Source organism: Limnohabitans sp. 63ED37-2 (genome assembly GCF_001412535.1).
In the GTDB taxonomy this organism is placed as follows: Bacteria; Pseudomonadota; Gammaproteobacteria; order Burkholderiales; family Burkholderiaceae_C; genus Limnohabitans_A.
In genome coordinates this window covers 611,089-629,301 of sequence record NZ_CP011774.1, presented here as the reverse complement: position 1 = coordinate 629,301, position 18,213 = coordinate 611,089, and the positions used below count along the sequence as shown (strand labels likewise).

16 protein-coding genes are annotated in these 18,213 nt (G+C 60.6%); 7 read left to right on the top strand and 9 right to left on the bottom strand.

All coding sequences use genetic code 11. The features are described from left to right. The first annotated feature begins 1 nt into the window (after position 1). From L63ED372_RS02990 to L63ED372_RS02980, 3 genes are read left to right on the top strand one after another with little or no spacing between them, the layout of a single operon-like run. A complete protein-coding gene (locus L63ED372_RS02990) occupies positions 2–808 on the top strand; it encodes an enoyl-CoA hydratase/isomerase family protein (RefSeq protein ID WP_231624545.1) in 807 nt (268 codons plus the stop codon). After that, on the top strand, positions 805–2,802 hold the full coding sequence (locus tag L63ED372_RS02985) for an ATP-binding protein (protein WP_062403124.1): 1,998 nt from the start codon (positions 805–807) through the stop codon (positions 2,800–2,802). The genes L63ED372_RS02990 and L63ED372_RS02985 overlap by 4 nt, the downstream gene beginning before the upstream one ends. Further along, positions 2,799–3,956: an acyl-CoA dehydrogenase family protein gene (locus L63ED372_RS02980; RefSeq protein ID WP_062403121.1), complete on the top strand. Its 1,158-nt coding sequence runs from the start codon at positions 2,799–2,801 to the stop codon at positions 3,954–3,956. Before L63ED372_RS02985 ends, L63ED372_RS02980 begins: the two co-directional genes overlap by 4 nt. Positions 3,957–3,976: 20 nt before the next feature. On the opposite strand, the gene L63ED372_RS02975 is transcribed toward L63ED372_RS02980, so the two are convergent. Beyond that, a complete protein-coding gene (locus tag L63ED372_RS02975; protein ID WP_062403118.1) occupies positions 3,977–5,203 on the bottom strand; it encodes an MFS transporter in 1,227 nt (408 codons plus the stop codon). Between the two features lie 262 nt (positions 5,204–5,465). Between L63ED372_RS02975 and L63ED372_RS02970 the strand changes: the two genes are divergently transcribed. Further along, complete coding sequence (locus L63ED372_RS02970) at positions 5,466–6,359, top strand: LysR family transcriptional regulator (protein ID WP_062403115.1); 894 nt, start codon at positions 5,466–5,468, stop codon at positions 6,357–6,359. A 71-nt stretch (positions 6,360–6,430) separates the two neighbouring features. Here the strand turns inward: L63ED372_RS02970 and L63ED372_RS02965 are convergent, their stop codons facing one another. The 7 genes from L63ED372_RS02965 to L63ED372_RS02935 form a co-directional block, all read right to left on the bottom strand. Beyond that, positions 6,431–7,378 carry a TerC family protein gene (locus L63ED372_RS02965; RefSeq protein ID WP_062403112.1) on the bottom strand — a complete coding sequence of 316 codons (948 nt, stop codon included), beginning with the start codon at positions 7,376–7,378 and terminating at the stop codon, positions 6,431–6,433. Positions 7,379–7,630: 252 nt separating this feature from the next. Continuing rightward, positions 7,631–8,800 carry an ABC transporter substrate-binding protein gene (locus L63ED372_RS02960; protein WP_062403109.1) on the bottom strand — a complete coding sequence of 390 codons (1,170 nt, stop codon included), beginning with the start codon at positions 8,798–8,800 and terminating at the stop codon, positions 7,631–7,633. A 37-nt stretch (positions 8,801–8,837) separates the two neighbouring features. Continuing rightward, complete coding sequence (locus tag L63ED372_RS02955) at positions 8,838–10,694, bottom strand: AMP-dependent synthetase/ligase (RefSeq protein ID WP_062403106.1); 1,857 nt, start codon at positions 10,692–10,694, stop codon at positions 8,838–8,840. A 3-nt stretch (positions 10,695–10,697) separates the two neighbouring features. Next, on the bottom strand, positions 10,698–11,516 hold the full coding sequence (locus L63ED372_RS02950; protein ID WP_062403103.1) for an ABC transporter ATP-binding protein: 819 nt from the start codon (positions 11,514–11,516) through the stop codon (positions 10,698–10,700). Continuing rightward, a complete protein-coding gene (locus tag L63ED372_RS02945) occupies positions 11,513–12,346 on the bottom strand; it encodes an ABC transporter ATP-binding protein (RefSeq protein WP_062403100.1) in 834 nt (277 codons plus the stop codon). Before L63ED372_RS02945 ends, L63ED372_RS02950 begins: the two co-directional genes overlap by 4 nt. Next, on the bottom strand, positions 12,343–13,419 hold the full coding sequence (locus L63ED372_RS02940) for a branched-chain amino acid ABC transporter permease (protein ID WP_062403097.1): 1,077 nt from the start codon (positions 13,417–13,419) through the stop codon (positions 12,343–12,345). Before L63ED372_RS02940 ends, L63ED372_RS02945 begins: the two co-directional genes overlap by 4 nt. Positions 13,420–13,428: 9 nt before the next feature. Continuing rightward, a complete protein-coding gene (locus L63ED372_RS02935) occupies positions 13,429–14,304 on the bottom strand; it encodes a branched-chain amino acid ABC transporter permease (RefSeq protein WP_062407557.1) in 876 nt (291 codons plus the stop codon). Between the two features lie 172 nt (positions 14,305–14,476). Between L63ED372_RS02935 and L63ED372_RS02930 the strand changes: the two genes are divergently transcribed. Together L63ED372_RS02930 and L63ED372_RS02925 are read left to right on the top strand one after the other, a co-directional pair. Next, the gene (locus L63ED372_RS02930) at positions 14,477–15,868 is read left to right on the top strand and encodes an acyclic terpene utilization AtuA family protein (RefSeq protein WP_062403094.1); all 1,392 of its coding nucleotides are present in this window, start codon (positions 14,477–14,479) and stop codon (positions 15,866–15,868) included. Beyond that, complete coding sequence (locus tag L63ED372_RS02925) at positions 15,865–16,263, top strand: AtuA-related protein (protein WP_062403091.1); 399 nt, start codon at positions 15,865–15,867, stop codon at positions 16,261–16,263. The genes L63ED372_RS02930 and L63ED372_RS02925 overlap by 4 nt, the downstream gene beginning before the upstream one ends. 15 nt (positions 16,264–16,278) lie before the next feature. On the opposite strand, the gene pcaF is transcribed toward L63ED372_RS02925, so the two are convergent. Next, positions 16,279–17,481 (bottom strand): 3-oxoadipyl-CoA thiolase, encoded by a 1,203-nt coding sequence (pcaF, locus tag L63ED372_RS02920; RefSeq protein WP_062403088.1) that lies wholly within the window; start codon positions 17,479–17,481, stop codon positions 16,279–16,281. Positions 17,482–17,705: 224 nt separating this feature from the next. Here pcaF and L63ED372_RS02915 point away from each other — a divergent pair, with 224 nt between their 5' ends. Then, the gene (locus L63ED372_RS02915; protein ID WP_197275347.1) at positions 17,706–18,140 is read left to right on the top strand and encodes a DUF1841 family protein; all 435 of its coding nucleotides are present in this window, start codon (positions 17,706–17,708) and stop codon (positions 18,138–18,140) included. The last annotated feature ends 73 nt before the right edge of the window (positions 18,141–18,213 follow it).

Genomic DNA, 18,213 nt, shown 5'->3' with positions numbered 1-18,213 from the left:
TGTGAGCAACACTTTGCTGATCACGCGCCAAGGCGCGGTCGAGACCTGGACACTGAACGACCCGGCCACACGCAACGCGCTGAGCGATGCCATCGTGGACGGCTTGCTGCAAGCCTGCACGCGGGCTGCACAAGATGACTCGCTGCGCATCGTGGTGTTGACTGGCGCAGGCGGTGCCTTTTGTGCGGGTGGCAGTTTGGGCGGCTTTGCCAGCCTGATTGGCCAGCCCTTGCAAGAAGGGCAAACCGACCCGCTGCTGGCCATGAACCGGGGCTTTGGCGACCTGCTGCACGCGCTGAGCGCCCTGCCCCAGTTGCTGGTGTGCCGGGTTGATGGTGCGGCCATGGGCGGTGGCTTTGGCCTGGTGTGTTGCGCCGACCATGTGGTGGCCACAGCCCGTTCGGTGCTGGGCACGCCCGAAGTCACGCTGGGCTTGCCACCTGCGCAGATTGCACCTTTTGTATGGCAACGCTTAGGCGAGAGCGCGGCACGCCAGTGCTTGCTGCAAGGCCTGAGCTACACCGCTGCCCAAGCGCAGCAAGTGGGCTTGGTGAACGAGCTCATCGATGTGGACAGCGATGCTGCGTGGGGAAAAACACTCACGCGCCTGATGCGTGCAGCCCCCGGCGCAGTGGCCAGCACCAAACAACTGCTGCGCAGCGTGCGCGGCCCGGTGCCCGACATGCGCGATGCGGCGGCGCAGGCCTTTGCCAGTGGTTTGCGCAGTGCCGAGGCCGCCCAAGGACTGGCCGCTTTTGCACGCAAACAACCCGCACCCTGGACACTTTCTGACAAGGACACGGCATGAACCACCAGGTCTCTCGCCTGCTGATCGCCAACCGGGGCGAGATTGCCCGCCGCGTGATCCGCACCGCAAAGCGCATGGGCATCTCAACGGTGGCGGTGTATTCAGACGCTGACCAGGGCGCCCTGCATGTGCACGAAGCCGACACCGCCGTCGCCTTGGGCGGCACGCTGTCGTCTGAATCGTATTTGCGCATCGACAAGCTGCTGCAAGCGGCGCGCGACACGGGTGCCGATGCGGTGCACCCCGGTTATGGTTTTTTGAGCGAGAACGCCGAGTTCGCCCAGGCCGTGATCGACGCGGGCCTGACCTGGGTCGGGCCTCCACCCGAGGCCATACGAGCGCTGGGCAGCAAATCGGCTGCCAAAGCGTTGGCCCAAAAACATGGCGTGCCTTGTCTGCCCGGTTACTTTGGCGCAGACCAAAGCGATGCCACCTTCATGGCACAAGCGCAGCAGCTGGGCTTGCCGCTGATGGTGAAAGCCGTGGCCGGGGGCGGCGGGCGCGGCATGCGCTTGGTGACCGACATGGCGCAGTTGCTGCCCGCGCTGCACAGCGCCCGCTCGGAAGCGCTGGCTGGTTTTGGCAACGGCGACTTGTTGATGGAGCGTGCCTTGCTGCGCCCACGTCACATCGAGGTGCAAGTCATGGCTGACAGCCACGGCCACTGCATCCACCTGGGTGAGCGCGACTGCTCGGTGCAGCGTCGTCACCAAAAGATCATCGAAGAATCGCCCAGCCCGGCTGTGACGCCCGCACTGCGCGCGCAACTCGGGCAAGCGGCCATTGCGCTTGCGCAATCGGCGGGCTATGTGGGCGCGGGCACGGTGGAGTTTTTGCTGGATGAGGCGCAAAGCGACAAGCCTTTCTATTTGATGGAGATGAACACCCGCTTGCAGGTGGAACACCCGGTGACCGAGATGCTCACCGGCCTTGATTTGGTGGAATGGCAACTGCGCATCGCACGCGGCGAAGCGCTGCCGCTCACACAAGCCGATATTCAATTGCAAGGCCACGCCATCGAGGTGCGCCTGTGCGCCGAAGACGAACACTTCACGCCGCAGACTGGCACGGTGTTGGCCTTTGCCGAGCCCGCAGGTTTGCGCTTTGACCATGCGCTACATGCAGAGGCCGTGGTCACACCGCATTACGATTCGATGCTGGGCAAACTGATCGCACATGCGCCCACCCGCCTTGAAGCCATTGAGCGCCTGAGCGCAGGCCTGCAGCACACCACACTGCTGGGCCTGCCCACCAACCGCGCTTTTTTGGCCGCGTGTTTGCAGCACCCGGTGTTCCGCGCAGGGGATGCCTTGATTCCTTTCCTGGCCGAGCAGGCCGACACCGTGCGCGAGCGCTTGCAAACCAGCGCCGATGCAAACACCGTGGCCGCGCTCGCGGTGCTGTATGCCCAACACCCGCCCGCGCAGCACATGGCCAGCCCCTTTGCGCGTCCGGTGCGCATGGGCTTTGCGGGCCAGGCCAACGCTTGGCAAGCGGTAGTGCATGAATTGGGACAAGGCCAAGTGCGGGTGCACCAAGGCGATGACACACACACAGTGCAGATCCAACATGCCCCAACCACAGACCAAAGTGGCGCAGCCCACCACGCGCTGCGGATCACCCTGAACAGTGTGCATTGGCAAGTGCAGGCAGCCCACACAGGCGGCACTGCAGCACAGTGGCATGTGCAAGTACAAGGCCCACACCACGCGGAGCTGTGGCTGAGCGACCAAAGCCACAGCGCCCCGGCCAGCGGTCCCAACGCACAAACGGCCACCTTGCTGCGTGCGCCCTTCAATGGCAAGCTGATCGCGCTGCATGTGCGTGAGGGGGACAGCGTCAAACAAGGTGACGCGCTGCTGGTCATTGAATCCATGAAACTCGAACACACCCTGACCGCAGCACGCGACGCCGTGGTGCACAGCGTGCCCGTGTCGGCAGGCCAGCAAGTGGGCCCCGGTCAGGTGCTGGTGCAATGGCAGGAGGCCACATGAACACCGCAGATTTCACAAGCGAAGACCTGCAAAGACTGCACACCACGGTCGAGCGTTTTGCCAAACAAGCCATTGCGCCCCATGTGGCCACTTGGGAAGAATCCGGTCAGTTTGACCGTTCGCTGTACACCCAGGCCGCGCAGCTGGGCCTGCTGGGCCTGGGCTACCCTGAGCACTTGGGCGGCACACCCGCGCCTTGGCGTGCACGCAACATGCTTTCACAAACGCTGGCGCGTTACGGTGGCAGCGGCGGTGTGATGGCCAGTCTGTTCTCGCTCAACATCGGCCTACCGCCGGTCTTGGCACACGGAAGCGCGGAGCTGCAGGCCGAAGTGGTACCACCCGTGCTGCGAGGTGAGCGCATCGCTGCGCTGGCCATCACCGAGCCCGGCGGCGGCTCGGACGTGGCCAGCCTGCGGACCACGGCCCGCGCAGATGGGGCGGACTATGTGATCAACGGCGAAAAGACCTTCATCACCTCGGGCCTGCGTGCCGATTGGATCACGCTGGCGGTGCGCACCAACCCCGCCAGCAAGGGTGCCAGTGGCATCTCGATGGTGGTGGTGCCGGGGGACACACCGGGTATCACGCGCACACGGCTGCACAAGATGGGCTGGCACAGCTCCGACACGGCGCAGCTGCACTTTGATGGTGTGCGGGTGCCCCAGCGCTACCGACTGGGCGAGGAAGGTGCAGGCTTCAAGATGATCATGGGCAACTTCAATGGCGAGCGCCTGGCCATGTCGGCCATGGCGCTGGGCTTTGCGCAGGCCTGTTATGACGAAGCGCTGGCTTGGAGCCGCCAACGCCAGACTTTTGGTGCGGCCCTGATCGAGCGGCAAGTGATTCGCCACAAACTGATGGACATGCAGATGCGCATCTTGTCCACCCAAGCCTGGGTGGATGCTGTGACGCAGCAAGCCGATGCGGGCCAGACCGGTGCCGAGTGGGTGGCACAGGTGTGCCTGCTCAAAAACCACGCCACCCAAACCATGCAGTTTTGCGCCGATGCCGCCGTGCAGATGCTGGGCGGCATGGGCTTCATGCGTGGCACCGTGACCGAGCGGGTTTACCGCGAGGTCAAGGTGATGATGATCGGGGGTGGGGCCGAAGAGATCATGAAAGAGCTGGCGGCGAAACAATTGGGTGTTTAGGACGTGGCGCGGGCTTGGTGTCAGGCCGGTCTAGGCTGGCCAGGTGGCAACTCGGCACGCAGCGCGAAAGCCATTTGCAGCATGCCCGCCAACAGCCCCACCAACACCCCCACTTGCACAGCCCGGTTGTACGAGCCCATGGCATCGAACACCAGGCCGCCGCCCAAAGCCCCCATGAAACTGCCCAGCTGGTGGCTCATGAAGGCGATGCCGCCGAGCATGGCTTGCCAACGCAGTCCAAAGGTTTCACCGATATAGCCCGTCACAAGGGGGGCTACTCCTAGCCACAAAAAGCCCATGATGGCGGCGAACACCAGCGTGTTTTCAGGCGTTGGCACCGACAGGAAATACCAGGCCAAACCGAAGGAGCGCAGCACATAAATACCGCCCAGCAACAAGAGCTTGTTGTAACGCCCACCCGCCCAGCCAAAAAACAAGCTGCCCAGCACATTGAAGCCCCCAATCATGCCCAGCGCTTGGGCGCTGAGCATTGGGTCCATGCCGCACAAATCCAGGTAGGAGGGCAAATGCGTGGTCAAAAAAACCAGTTGCATGCCACAGACAAAATAAGCCACGGTCATCACCGCAAAGGGCGGATGCTTCAAGGCCCACCGCGCCATGTCGACCGCTTTGTCTTTTTCGCCCAGTGGTGAGGGCGGCACCGGCAGGGCATCCACCCGCCCGGCATACCAAGCGGCGGGCAAGATGATCAGGGCCATGATGACAAAACCGCCTACCCCCACTCGCCAACCATGCGCCTGTGACAGCAGCTGGCCGATGGGCGCCGCCATCAAGGCCCCCAAAGATCCTGCGGCGGACACGATGCCCAGCACCGTGCTGCGCAAGGCAGGCGACACAGGCCGCGAAGCCACCGCCATGGCAATGGCCGATCCGTTGCAGGCCATCGCCGCGCCAATGGCCAACCCTGCGCCCAGAATCACGCCCAGCAAGCCCTGAGCCAGGCACAACATCGTCATGCCCCCCAGGTACAAAACGGCACCGGTCATCATGAGCGGCCGATAACCGATGCGCACGGCCAAAGCCCCTGCAAAAGGCTGCAGAAAACCCCAGGCCAGGTTTTGCACCGCAATGGCCAGCGTGAACTGGGACACCGAAATGCCGATGTCCTGGGTCAGGGCTGGCATGAACACGCCCAGGCTTTGCCGCAAGCCCATGCTGACCGACAGCATCAGCGCAGCGCCGATCAAGATGGGCAAGCCCGGGCGCAGTGCAATCAGGAGGTTCATGGTGTGCCATTCTTTGTGCTGATCCTCAATCTAACCGCCCCCTCACAAGTCCGCTGGCTTCTATGCGACAGACCTTGCGACAGACCTCTCACGACAGACCTGTCGGACAGGCCTCGCGCACGACCCTTGCCTCATGCGAATCAGTGGGTGGAAATCGCCAAGGTTATTGACTTCACAGGGCTTGTGAGGACAGCTTTTGGCTCACGCTTTTCATCCTGAAAAACAAGATAATGGGCCATCCACCCTCTTGGAAATACTCAACATGCGAACCACCTTCAACTACAAGCACCTGTATTACTTCTGGGTTGTGGCCAAGGAAGGCGGCATCACCCGGGCGGCAGACAAGCTCGACATGGCGGTGCAAACCGTGAGTGCCCAAGTGCGGGAGCTCGAGCGCTCTTTGGGCTACGCCCTGCTCAAACCGGCCGGTCGTGGCCTGGTGCTGACCGATGCAGGGCTGGCCGCCATGCAACAAGCGGACCAAATTTTTCAGTTGGGCGAAAACCTGCCTGCGATGGTCCGGGATGCGGTGAGTTCACCCACCGTGCGGCTGGCCGCAGGCATTTCGGACGGCCTGCCCAAACTGGTGGTGCGCCGCCTGATGCAACCGGTCATGGGTGAGCCCCATTTGCGCTTGCTTTGCCACGAAGGCGAATTTGACGAACTGTTGGGTGACTTGGCCCTGCACCGCCTGGACGTGGTGCTGTCGGACCGGCCCGCACCAGGCAACGCCAACATCAAGCTCTACAACCATGCTCTGGGCACCTCACCCGTGTCTTGGTATGGCACAGCCGCTTTGGTCAAATCAGCCAAAAAGAAATTTCCGGCCAGCCTGGCCGATGTGCCTGTGCTGCTGCCCACCGGACACACCGCGGTGCGGGCCCGATTGGACAACTGGTTTGAACAGCATGGCATCCGCCCGCGCATCGTGGGCGAATTCGAAGACAGTGCCTTGCTCAAAACCTTTGGAGAAAGCGGCATGGGCGTTTTCCCCGCCGCGGAATGGGTGCACGACGAGTTGCTGGCGCACTACGATGTGCAGCGTCTGGGCCCTTGCGAAGGGGTCAAGGAAAACTTCTTTGCCATCGGCACCGAAAAGAAAGTTCAACACCCGTTGGTGCAGAGGCTCTTGCAGGCCAGCGATACGAGCACTTGAGACAGCCGCTGCAAATGTGAAAAAGCCCCCAGGGCTTGTGACCCGGGGGGCTTCTTCAAGAGCGCAGCGCGTCAGGCTTTGGCAGAGCGCACACTCAGCAGCATGGTCACGGCCAAGATGCCAACCACCACACCCAACGAGATACCCACTGGAATCTTGAACACATCGATCAAGCACATCTTCGTGCCGATGAACACCAGGATCACAGCCAGGCCGTAGTTGAGCAAGTGGAACTTGTTGGCCACTGCGGCCAGCAGGAAGTACATGGCACGCAAACCCAAGATCGCAAACACATTGCTGGTCAGCACAATGAAGGGGTCTGAGGTAATCGCAAAAATCGCCGGGATGGAATCCACCGCAAAGATCACGTCGGTCAAGGCGATCAAGCAAATGACCATGAACAGCGGGGTGGCGATCTTCTTGCCGTTTTCAACCGTCCAGAAGTTTTCACCGTCGTAGTTTTTGCTGACGGGCAAGACCTTGCGCAGCAGCTTGAGCGCCGGGTTGTCTTCCAGATCAGGCTCCTTGCCAGCAGCCCACCACATCTTCACACCGGTGAGGATCAGGAAAGCGCCGAACACATACAGCACCCAGTGGAACTCGGCCAGCAACCACCCACCGACCAAAATCATCACGGTGCGCAGCACAATCGCACCGATGATGCCGATCATGAGCACACGCTTTTGGAACTGCGTTGGCACTGCAAAGTACGTGAAGATCATCAGGAAGACAAAGATGTTGTCCACCGCGAGTGATTTCTCGATCAGGTAACCGGTCAAGAACTCGAGCGACTTGGTGTTCGCGAGCTCGATCGAACCCGTGGTGTCTTTGATGGCCCACCAGAACAGGCCATTGAACAGAAAGCTCAGGGCGATCCAGATAATCGACCAGTTGAGGGCTTCCTTGACGCCGATGTCGTGAGCGCCCTGCTTTTTGAGCACCACAAAATCGACGAACAGCGACACCAGCACGATGGCCACAAAGGTGGCCCATAACCAAAGGGGAGCGACGGTTTCCATGAAGACCTTTCAATTCTTGATTTACAGATTCAAACCACCGGGTCAGCCCGCTGCGTGAGCGGCAAGCCGGTGCGTGGTTTGAAGTCTATGGCATAAAGATCACTATTTTGCTGATTCAAATGGCTATTTACTTCGGAAAATATGGAGTATTTTGCTGAAATTTTCTGCCCTAAATTTCTTTGTGCCCATGAAAAAACCGCCTGACCCTTGCGGGTTCAGGCGGTTTTTAAAAAGCACTGTGTGCAGCTGGCTTTACTTCTTGTCGCTGAAGTAAGCCGAGGTCACTTTCCAGCGGCCATCGGTGATCTGCGACATGCGCGAAGCGTTGCTGCCCAGACGCTTGGTCGGGCTGAAAGACATCTCGCCTGTGCCAAAGATATCGGGTGGGATGACCATGGTGTCCATGGCCTTGATGATGCTCTCGGTGGTCACATTGGCGCCTGATTTCTCAACCGCACGCAAGAACGAGTCGATGGCGTTGTAGCCGTAGACCGAGAACACGGTCGGGTCTTCGTTGAACTTGGTCTTGTACTTGTTGGCCCAGAAACGAATCGGCTGCGAAGCCTCGTCCAGATAAGGGTGCTGGGTGGACATGGTGGCGTAAAAGCCGTTCATGGCAGGGCCGCCCAACTTGTGGATCAGGTCGGTGTAAGCAGCGCTGGAGCCCAAGAAAGTGGGGTTGAAGCCCAAGCGGCGTGCGGTGGCAATGCCGCCAATGGTTTCACGAATGATGGTGCCCATGACCACGAAATCGCACTTGGACGAAGCGAGCTTTTGCATTTGTGATGCAAAGTCGGTCGCGCCACGCTTGTAGGTGGTCACTTCGGCAAACTGCATGCCCATGCTCTTGAGGCCTTCTTCGGCGCCGCGGAACACTTCCAGACCAAATTCATCGTCCTGGTGCATGGCGCAGATTTGTTTGGCGTTCTTTTCCTTCACCAAGATCGGCACACCCAGACGCATCTGGTCGTAGTAGGTGGCGGCAAAAGAGTACTTGAGCTTGTGGAAGGGCTCGTACATTTCACGCGCAGCCGTGACGGGGAAGAAGTTGATCACGTTCTTCTGGAACTGCACGGGCATGGCGGCCATGTTTTGCGCAGTACCGATGTGGCCGATCATGGCAAAAATCTTGTCCTGGTTGACCAGCTTTTGGGCGGCCAAAACGGCGCGGCGTGGGTCATAGGCCGAGTCTTCGACCAAGAGCTTGAACTTGCGGCCGTTGATGCCGCCTTGCTCGTTGGCTTCATCGACGCGCAGCATCATGCCCAGGCGCACCTGCTTGCCAAAGCCAGCCAGCGGGCCCGACAAATCCTGGATGGAGCCGAGCGTGATTTCGGTTTTGGACACGCCTTGCGTCTGGGCCATGGCCGCGCCAGCGGTCAGGGCCATCGCAGCGGCGACGAGGCTGAGTTTGATTTTCATGTTGCAGGTCTCCTGTTGTAGAAAAGGGTAAGTTGAATCAGCGGTACATCGCCTCGATCTGGGGCGCATATTTCTTCTCGACCAATTTGCGCTTGAGCTTCATGGTCGGGGTCAGTTCTTCGTCTTCGGCGCTCAGCTGCGTGTCGAGCAACCAGAATTTCTTGATTTGCTCCACACGTGCAAACTTCTTGTTGACCCGGTCCAACTCGGCTTGGATCAGACCCTGCACCTCGGCACTGTGCGTGAGGCTGGCGTAGTTGGAAAAGGGCACGTCGTTGTCCTGCGCGTATTTCTCCACGTTTTCCTGGTCGATCATGATGATCACAGTCAAATAGGGCCGTTTGTCGCCAATCACCACCGCATCGGTGACATAGGGCGAGAATTTCAGTTCGTTTTCCAATTCGCTCGGGGTGATGTTCTTGCCCCCGGCTGTGATGATGATGTCTTTCATCCGGTCCGTGATGCGGAAAAACCCTTCCTCGTCCACCACACCCACGTCGCCCGTGTGCAGCCAGCCGTCGGCATCGATGGTCTCAGCAGTTTTTTCGGGCAAATTCAGATAACCCATGAAGACATTGGGGCCACGCACCAAAATCTCGCTGGTGACCGGGTCCAGACGCATTTCGTTGTACTCGGCAGCCGGGCCAATGGAGCCGGGTTTGATGCGGTCAGCGGGCACACCCGTGGCCGCACCGCAGGTCTCGGTCATGCCCCAGACTTCGAGCATGGGCAAGCCCAGCGCCAAATACCAGCGCACCAGATCGGGGGAAATGGGTGCCGCGCCCGTCACCAAAAAGCGTGCACGGTGGATGCCGATCATCTTGCGCACGTTGTTGAGCGCCAAAAGACGCGCCACATGGAATTGCAATTTGAGGCTGCCAGGTACAGGCTTTTGTGCCAGCACCAAATCGGCGACCTGGTGGCCCACGCCAATGGCCCAGCCATACACCGCTTGCTGCAAGCCGCCCGCCTCCTTGAGCGCGATCATCACGCCTGAATAAAACTTTTCCCACACACGGGGGACGGCCGTGAACACGGTGGGTGCGATTTCGCGCACGTTTTCGGGCACGGTTTCAGGGTTCTCGACAAAGTTGAGTTTGGCCCCGGTGTACATCGAGAAAAATTCGCCGCCCATGCGCTCGGCGATGTGGCACAAGGGCAAAAAGCACATGCACTCGTCGCGCTCGTCACGGGCAATCAGCGTGTTGTAACCGCGCACGGTGTAAACCAGTCCGTGGTGGCTGTGCATGCCGCCTTTGGGCTTGCCGGTGGTGCCCGAGGTGTAGACCAAGATGGCCAAATCTTCGGGTTTGCAAGCAGCGGTGCGCTGCATTAACAGTTCGGGGTGTTGCTGGGCATGTTCGCGGCCCAAGGCTTGCAGCTGTTTCAAGCTGATCACCATCGGGTCGTGGAAGTCACGCAAACCGTCCATGTCGAACACCACGATTTTTTGCAACAAGGGCAAGGTCTCGCGCACAGCCAGCGCCTTGTCGAGTTGCTCGTCGTCTTCGACAAACAGCACACGGGTGCCCGAGTCTTCGCACAGGTAGTGCACCTGCTCGGCCGCATCGGTCGGGTAAATGCCGTTGGACACGCCACCCGCACTCAGCACGGCCAAGTCGCACAGCACCCACTCGATGTTGGTGTTGGCCAAGATGGAGGCTGTGTGACGCGCCTCAAAACCCAGTGCCATCAGGCCATGGCCGATCTCGCGAACGGCTTGTGCGGTCTCGTTCCAGGTCCAGCTGCGCCAGATGCCCAGGTCTTTTTGGCGCATCCACACATTGGGGCCGCGTGCGGCCACTGCGTTCCAGAAGATGGCGGGGATGGTCTCACCCGCCATGACGACATTTTTTTGCGGCGCGATGCCGGAGGTGTCCCAGAGTTGGCTCATGTCTTATCTCCAGGTTTTCTTCTTTTTCCAGCGGCGGTCGGCTCGCACGCCCTCTTCCTTCATGCCCAAGTAGAACTCCTTGATGTCGTCCTTTTCTCGCAAACGGGCGCAGCTGTCTTCCATGACGATGCGGCCGTTTTCCAGCACATAGCCGTAATCCGAAGCGTTGAGCGCCATGTTGGCGTTTTGCTCCACCAGCAAGATGGTGGTGCCGCGCTCGCGGTTGATGCGCACCACGATTTCAAAAATCTCCTTGGTCAGCTTGGGCGACAGGCCCAGACTGGGCTCGTCCAGCAAGATCAAATCGGGGTTGGCCATGAGGGCGCGGCTGATCGCCAGCATCTGCTGCTGTCCGCCCGAGAGCAAGCCCGCGTCTTGCGCCGCCCGCTCCCGCAGGATGGGGAAGTAGTTGTACACGGCTTCCATGTCGCGGGCCACGCCATCGCGGTCCTTGCGGGTGAAGGCGCCCATGAGCAGGTTGTCGCGAATCGACAGCAGCGGAAACACTTCACGCCCTTCGGGCACATGCATGAGGCCGCGCTGCACGATGAATGCGGGGTCTTGCGCGGTGATGCTCTGGCCCTTGAACTCGATGGAACCTTTGCGGGGATCGATGATGCCGCTGATGGTTTTGAGGATGGTGGTCTTGCCCGCGCCGTTGGAGCCGAGCACGGTGGCGATCTCGCCTTGGCGCACCTGCAGGCTCACGCCACGAATCGCCTTGATCGGGCCGTAGGCGCTCTCGACGTTGAGCAGCTTGAGCATCACGTTGTCAGCAAGAGGCTCAGCGGCCGCGTTCAGAATGGGGTTGGCTGCGCTCATGCGGCACCTCCGGGCACGTAGTTTTCGCGGCGCAGGCTGGACACATCGTCGACCGAGCCCAAATAAGCCTCGATCACACCCGGGTCGCTTTGCACCTGGCTGGGCGTTCCGGTGGCGAGTTCTTCGCCCTGGCTCATGGCCAGCACGCGGTCGGACACTTTGGACACCAGACTCATGTCGTGCTCGACCATGAGCACGGTGATGCCCAACTCGTTCTTGATGTCCGAAATCCAGAAAGCCATGTCTTCGGTTTCTTCGACGTTCAGGCCCGATGAAGGCTCGTCAAGCAAAAGCAGCTTGGGTTCGGTGCACAAGGCACGCGCCAACTCAACCACTTTGCGCACGCCGTAAGGCAGGCCCGCCACCATCGAATCACGGTGGTGTTGCAGATCCAGAAAATCAATGACCTCTTCGACCTTTTCACGCGCCTCGATCTCGGCCGCGCGGGTTTTACGGCTGAAGAACATCTCGCTCCAGACGCCCGTTTTGCGGTGCGTGTGGCGGCCAATCAGCAGGTTTTGCAACACCGTCGCGTGTTCGAACAATTCAATGTTCTGAAACGTGCGGGCAATGCCCAAGCCTGCGATTTGGTGCGGCTGCTGGTCGGTCAGGCGCAGTGTGCCTTGTGGCCCGGCATAGTCGATCACGCCCGTGGTAGGCGTGTAGATGCGGCTGATCAGGTTGAAGACGGTGGTCTTGCCCGCACCGTTGGGGCCGATCAGGGTGAAGACCTCGCCGCGTTTGACGTCGAAGCTGACCTTGTTCACGGCCAGCACACCGCCAAAGCGCACGCTCAGGTCTTGCGCGGATAAAAGGATGTCTGCGTTCATTTCAGGCGGTCCGACTTCTGGAACGATTTCTGGCGCTTGAACAGGCCACGGCGGTAAAACGGAAACAACTGGAACCAGGTGCGCACCTTGAGCCAGCGCCCGTACAGGCCCATGGGCTCAAACAGGACAAAGGCGATCAGCACCAAGCCGTAAACCGTGCCCTGCAGCCCGGCGGCGCCACCAATAGCGGCAGGCAAGAAGTCCTTGCCCAGCGCGATCAGTTGCGGCATCACAATCAGGAAAATCGCGCCCAAAAACGCACCGTGGATCGAGCCCAGGCCACCGATCACCACCATCAAGAGCAAGTCAATCGACTGGATGATGCTGAACTGCTCGGGCGAGAGGAACTGGATCTTGTGGGCATACAAGGCGCCGCCAATGCCCGCCAATGCGGCCGACAAGGCAAACGACAAGGTCTTGTAACGCGCCAAATGGATGCCCATGCTTTGCGCCGAAATTTCAGAGTCGCGAATGGCCACAAAGGCGCGTCCAGTGGACGACCGCAGCAGGTTGACGATGGCCAGCGTCGCCCCCACCGTCACCAGCAGGCACAAAAAGTAAAACTCATCGGTGCTGTCCAGTGTCCAGCCACCCAACTTGGGGTAGGTGACCATCAAGCCCGCGTTGCCGCCCGTGACGCTTTCCCAGCGGGCCATGCCCTCTTCGACAATGAAGCCAAAAGCCAGCGTGGCCATGCCCAGGTAAATGCCTTTGACGCGCAGCGCAGGCAAGCCCACGATCACACCCGCGATGGCCGAGAACACGCCCGCGCACACCAGCGCCAGCGGAAACGGCACCCCCGCATTGACCATGACAGCCTGGGTGTAAGCCCCCACGCCCAAAAACGCGGCGTGGCCCAAAGAGAACAGACCCGTGAAACCCGCCAGCAGCATCAGGCCCAAGCCCACGACTGCGTAGATCAGCACAAAGGTCAGCTGCGCCAGCCAGTACTCGGGCACGGCCCAGGGTGCCACCACCAAAAAGATGGCGAGCAAGCTGTACCAGAACACATGGCCGCCATGTTTGGCCAGGGTGATGTCCTGGTTGTATTCGGTTTTGAAAATGAAACGCATGCCGGAGCCTCAGACTTTCTTGCGCAGTTGCTCGCCGAACAAGCCATTGGGCTTGAGCACCAGCATGAGCAACACCACGATGTAGGGCGCGATGTCCTTGAAGCCCTCGGGCAGATAAAAGCCCGAGAGCGACTCGACGATGCCGATCACCAAGCCGCCCACAATGGCACCGGGCAAGCTGCCAAAGCCGCCCACCACCGCCGCGGGAAAGGCTTTGAGGCCAATGAAGCCCATGTTGGCGTGCACAAAAGTGATGGGCGCCAGGAGCAGACCGGCCACTGCCGCCACACCTGCCGCCAGTCCCCAGACCAGGCCGTTGATGCGCTTGACCGGAATGCCCATGTAATAAGCGGCCAACTGATTTTGCGAAGCCGCCTGCATGGCGATGCCCAGCTTGCTGTACTTGAACATGGCAAACAGGCCCAGGCACAAGATGCCGGTGGCGCCGATCACCACCATTTGCTCGGCAGCGATCACCAAGCCCCCCAAACGCAAGACCTCACCCGCATAGGGCACAGGCATGGTGTGGGTGTCGGTGCCCACGTCGGGGATCATGGTGATCAGACCGCGCAGCACATAGCCCACACCAATGGTCAGCATGACGATGGAAAAAGCCGGTTGCCCCAGGATCGGGCGAATGACTAGGCGCTCGACCAACACGCCAAAAATACCCATGGCGACGATGGCTGCGGGCACCGCAATCCAGAACGGGAAACCCAAAAGCGTCATGGCAGCCAAGCCCGAAAAAGCCCCCACCATCATCAAGTCGCCTTGGGCAAAGCTCACCGTTTCGGTGGCCTTGTAAATCAGCACGAAACCCAGGGCAATGAGTCCATAAATACAACCCTGGGCCACACCGCTGATCAGCAGTTGCAGCAATTGCACACCTGTCTCCTCTTTGTTCTGTCGAGCCGAGTTCACAGGGCTTGGTCGGACACTGATTCAGCACCGAGCAAAGCATTTGCGAACGACCGTGCGATTGTGCATGTCTTACACGAGACTTTCCCTAGGGGTTGTCCCCCATTTGAACTCTCACACAAGGCTTCAATATTCCTTCATGACAAATGCCATACGCATCGGATCCGGGCTCGGGTTCTACGGGGACAACTGGGAGCCCGTAGTCGCCAGCATCGAACGCGGCCAGGTGCAATTCATCGCCAGCGACCACCTCGCCGAATTGACCCTTGCCATCTTACAAAAAGACCGCCAACGCGACCCTGCTTTGAGCTACGCCCGCGATGTGGTGCCCATGCTTTTGCGCCTATGGCCCCTGATGCAGCCGCGTGGCGTCAGATTCGTTTGCAACGCGGGCGGCCTCAACCCCATGGGCGCGGCGCAGGCGGTGCAAAAAACCTTGGCTGCAGCGGGCTGGCACCCGCGCATTGCGGTGGTGAGCGGCGACGATGTGCTGACGCAACTGCAAGCACCCGGCGAGCGTTTTGACCACATGATGAACGGCGCCGACGTGGCCAGCGTGCGCGAGCGCTTGGTGTTTGGCAACGCCTATCTGGGCGCACAACCCATCGTGGATGCGCTGGACCAAGGGGCCGACATCGTGATCACCGGGCGTGTGGCCGATGCCGCGCTGTTTCTGGGGCCGCTGGTGCACGCGCTGGGCTGGAAGCTCGCCGATGCGGCCACCCCCGAAGACTTTCACCGACTGGCGCAGGGCCTGACGGTGGGGCATTTGCTCGAATGCTCGGGCCAAGGCAGCGGCGGCAACTTTGGCAGCCAAGGCAGCTGGCAAAACATCCCGGACTTGGCGCACATCGGCTACCCCATTGCCGAGGTCTGGCCCGACGGCACAACTTTCATCACCAAAGCACCCGATACGGGCGGCCTGGTCAACTTCGACACCGTGCGCCAGCAGCTGCTGTACGAAGTGCACAACCCGCATGCGTATTTTTCGCCCGATGTGGTGCTCGACATGGGGCAAATCCAGCTGCACGACGAAGGCCAGCACCGCGTGCGCCTGACCGGTGCCAAAGGCAGCGCCCCCACCAATCAGCTCAAAGTGGTGGCCGGATTTCAGGACGGCTTCAAGGCAGAGATCAGCTGGGGCTTTTCCTGGCCTGACGCCTGGGACAAGGTGCAGGCGGCAGAAAGCATGATCCGCAGCCAACTGAAACAGCGCCAACTGCCTTTTGACGAGCTGTTTGTGGAATACCCCGGGCTGAATTCGGCGCACGGTCCGCTGGCCCCTTTGCCGCCTGCGGCGGAGTTGAACGAACGCGCCGAGATCTGGGTGCGCATGGTGCTGCGCACCCGCTCGAAAGCGGTGGCCGATGGCTTTGGCCGATTGTTCCCCTGGATGGCTTTGAGTGGCCCGGCCTACACCTGCGGCTTTCAAGGCTTGAACGCCTCCAGTGCCTTGCTGGGCATTTGGCCTACCTTGATCCCGCGTGACCGTGTTCAAGCCCGTGTTGAGATGTTGGAGCCCGGCGCATGACCGCAACCCTTTTGAAAATTCCCTTGGCCCGCATCGCGCATGCTCGCAGTGGCGACAAAGCCGACTGGGTGGACTTTGGCCTGTTCGCCTGGAACGAAGCGGGCTATCGCCTTTTGGAACGCGAAGTGACGGCCGCCAAAGTGCAAGCACACTTCGCGCCATGGTTGCCGGGGCAGGTGGACGCCTGGCCGCTGCCGAACATTCTGGCCATGAAGTTCGTGCTGCATGGCGCATTGCAAGGCGGAGGTGCACGCAACCTGCGCCTCGATAACCTGGGCAAAGCCATGGGCGCTGCGCTCTTGCGCCTCGAAATCGACGTCACTGCCGAAGAACTCGAGCAGGCACAAAAAAGCCCCCGAAGGGGCTGGTGGCCAGAGATGTCAACCCGGACCTGATCCGGGCTTGAAACCTCAAACGCGCTCGATGATCAGTGCGATGCCCTGACCCACGCCAATGCACATGGTGCACAAAGCGTAGCGGCCAGCGGTCTGCTGCAGGCGGTTGATGGCGGTGGTGGCCAAACGGGCACCGGATGCACCCAGCGGGTGCCCCAGGGCAATGGCGCCGCCCCAAGCGTTCACGCGGGCGTCGTCGTCTTTCAGGCCCAGCATGCGCAGCACGGCCAAGCCTTGCGCGGCAAAGGCCTCGTTCAGCTCGATCACGTCCATGTGGTCGATGGTCAGGCCGGTTTGGGCCAGCACCTTGAGCGTCGCAGGCGCGGGGCCAATGCCCATGACGCGTGGGGCCACGCCCGCCGTGGCCATGCCCACGATGCGGGCTTTGGGGGTCAAACCGTTTTTGGCAGCGGAGGCTTCGTCGGCCAGCAGCAAGGCGCACGCGCCGTCGTTCACACCCGAGGCATTGCCCGCGGTCACGGTGCCATCCGGGCGCACCACGCCTTTGAGCTTGGCCAACGCTTCCAAGCTGGTCTCACGGGGGTGCTCGTCGGTGTCCACAATGATCGCGTCGCCCTTTTTCTGAGGGATGCTGACACCCACAATTTCGCGGGCCAGATGCCCGGCCTTGATGGCGGCCACCGCACGCAGCTGGCTGTTGTAGGCCATCAGGTCTTGCGCTTCGCGCTCGATCTTGTAGTCGGTGGCCACGTTTTCGGCCGTCTCGGGCATCGAGTCCACGCCGTATTGGGCTTTCATCAGTTTGTTGATGAAGCGCCAGCCAATGGTGGTGTCGTACACGGCATTGGCGCGGCTGAAGGCGCTCTCGGCTTTGGGCATCACAAACGGGGCGCGGCTCATGCTTTCCACACCACCGGCAATCATCAAACCGGCTTCGCCCGCCTTGATGGCGCGTGCGGCCGTGCCAATGGCGTCCAAACCCGAGCCGCACAGGCGGTTGATGGTGGCACCGGGCACGTCGATGGGCAAACCAGCGAGCAAGCTGCTCATGTGGGCCACGTTGCGGTTGTCTTCACCCGCCTGGTTGGCGCAGCCATACAACACGTCGGTCACTGCGGCCCAGTCCACGTTGGGGTTGCGGGTCATCAGGGCTCGCAGGGGCACCGCGCCCAGGTCGTCGGTGCGCACGCTGGAGAGCGCTCCGCCGTAGCGGCCAAAGGGGGTACGGATCGCATCGCAAATGTAGGCTTGGTTCATGTGAGTAGTCTCTTGAGGGTTGAATATATGCATTATATTGCATGTACAAGGGGTGTTCTTTGACATTCTAGGGGCGCTTTGCGAGCTGGGGTGACCGTTTCACGACTGCAGTGTGAAGAGACGCCTGGTGTCTGTCCGCAAGACGGGACGGCGGCGCTGGCCGGGCCTCTCACTCCCCAAAGCACCCATAGCCCAATCACACTTGATACACAATCCACCCCATGCTGATACAACCCTCACAAGCCGATGTCCGGCGCTTTTTTTGTGGTGTTTACGCCAAAGCCCGAACCGCCGCAGCGCTCGAGCCCATGGAAATGCTGGTCAGCCAGTGGATCGACGAACATCCCGAATACCACGCGGAATTGTCGGATGTGGACGCGGCACTGGCCAACATGCACCAAGTGGACCCCAACCGGGAAAACCCTTTTTTGCATTTATCCATGCACCTGTCCATCAGCGAGCAATGCAGCATCGACCAGCCTCGGGGCATTCGCCAAGCGGTGGAACTGCTCACGCACCGACTCAACTCATTGCACGATGCACACCACCAGGCCATGGAATGCTTGGGACGCATGGTTTTTGAAAGCCAGCGCTCGGGCCGAATGCCCGACGGCGAGTCCTACATCGCTTGTGTGCAGCGCAACGCCACACAAGACTGAGGCCCACAACGCACCACAGGTGCCAAAAGACAAGAAAAAACCCGCCGAAGCGGGTTTTTCTGGGCTGGGGTCC

Bases quoted from the DNA above. Each gene is read 5' to 3' on its own strand.
- L63ED372_RS02955 (WP_062403106.1), bottom strand. From the start codon at position 10,694: ATGAGCCAACTCTGGGACACCTCCGGCATCGCGCCGCAAAAAAATGTC.
- L63ED372_RS02980 (WP_062403121.1), top strand. From the start codon at position 2,799: ATGAACACCGCAGATTTCACAAGCGAAGACCTGCAAAGACTGCACACC.
- L63ED372_RS02965 (WP_062403112.1), bottom strand. From the start codon at position 7,378: ATGGAAACCGTCGCTCCCCTTTGGTTATGGGCCACCTTTGTGGCCATC.
- pcaF (WP_062403088.1), bottom strand. From the start codon at position 17,481: ATGAACCAAGCCTACATTTGCGATGCGATCCGTACCCCCTTTGGCCGC.
- L63ED372_RS02930 (WP_062403094.1), top strand. From the start codon at position 14,477: ATGACAAATGCCATACGCATCGGATCCGGGCTCGGGTTCTACGGGGAC.
- L63ED372_RS02925 (WP_062403091.1), top strand. From the start codon at position 15,865: ATGACCGCAACCCTTTTGAAAATTCCCTTGGCCCGCATCGCGCATGCT.
- L63ED372_RS02945 (WP_062403100.1), bottom strand. From the start codon at position 12,346: ATGAACGCAGACATCCTTTTATCCGCGCAAGACCTGAGCGTGCGCTTT.
- L63ED372_RS02950 (WP_062403103.1), bottom strand. From the start codon at position 11,516: ATGAGCGCAGCCAACCCCATTCTGAACGCGGCCGCTGAGCCTCTTGCT.
- L63ED372_RS02975 (WP_062403118.1), bottom strand. From the start codon at position 5,203: ATGAACCTCCTGATTGCACTGCGCCCGGGCTTGCCCATCTTGATCGGC.
- L63ED372_RS02985 (WP_062403124.1), top strand. From the start codon at position 805: ATGAACCACCAGGTCTCTCGCCTGCTGATCGCCAACCGGGGCGAGATT.
- L63ED372_RS02970 (WP_062403115.1), top strand. From the start codon at position 5,466: ATGCGAACCACCTTCAACTACAAGCACCTGTATTACTTCTGGGTTGTG.
- L63ED372_RS02940 (WP_062403097.1), bottom strand. From the start codon at position 13,419: ATGCGTTTCATTTTCAAAACCGAATACAACCAGGACATCACCCTGGCC.
- L63ED372_RS02960 (WP_062403109.1), bottom strand. From the start codon at position 8,800: ATGAAAATCAAACTCAGCCTCGTCGCCGCTGCGATGGCCCTGACCGCT.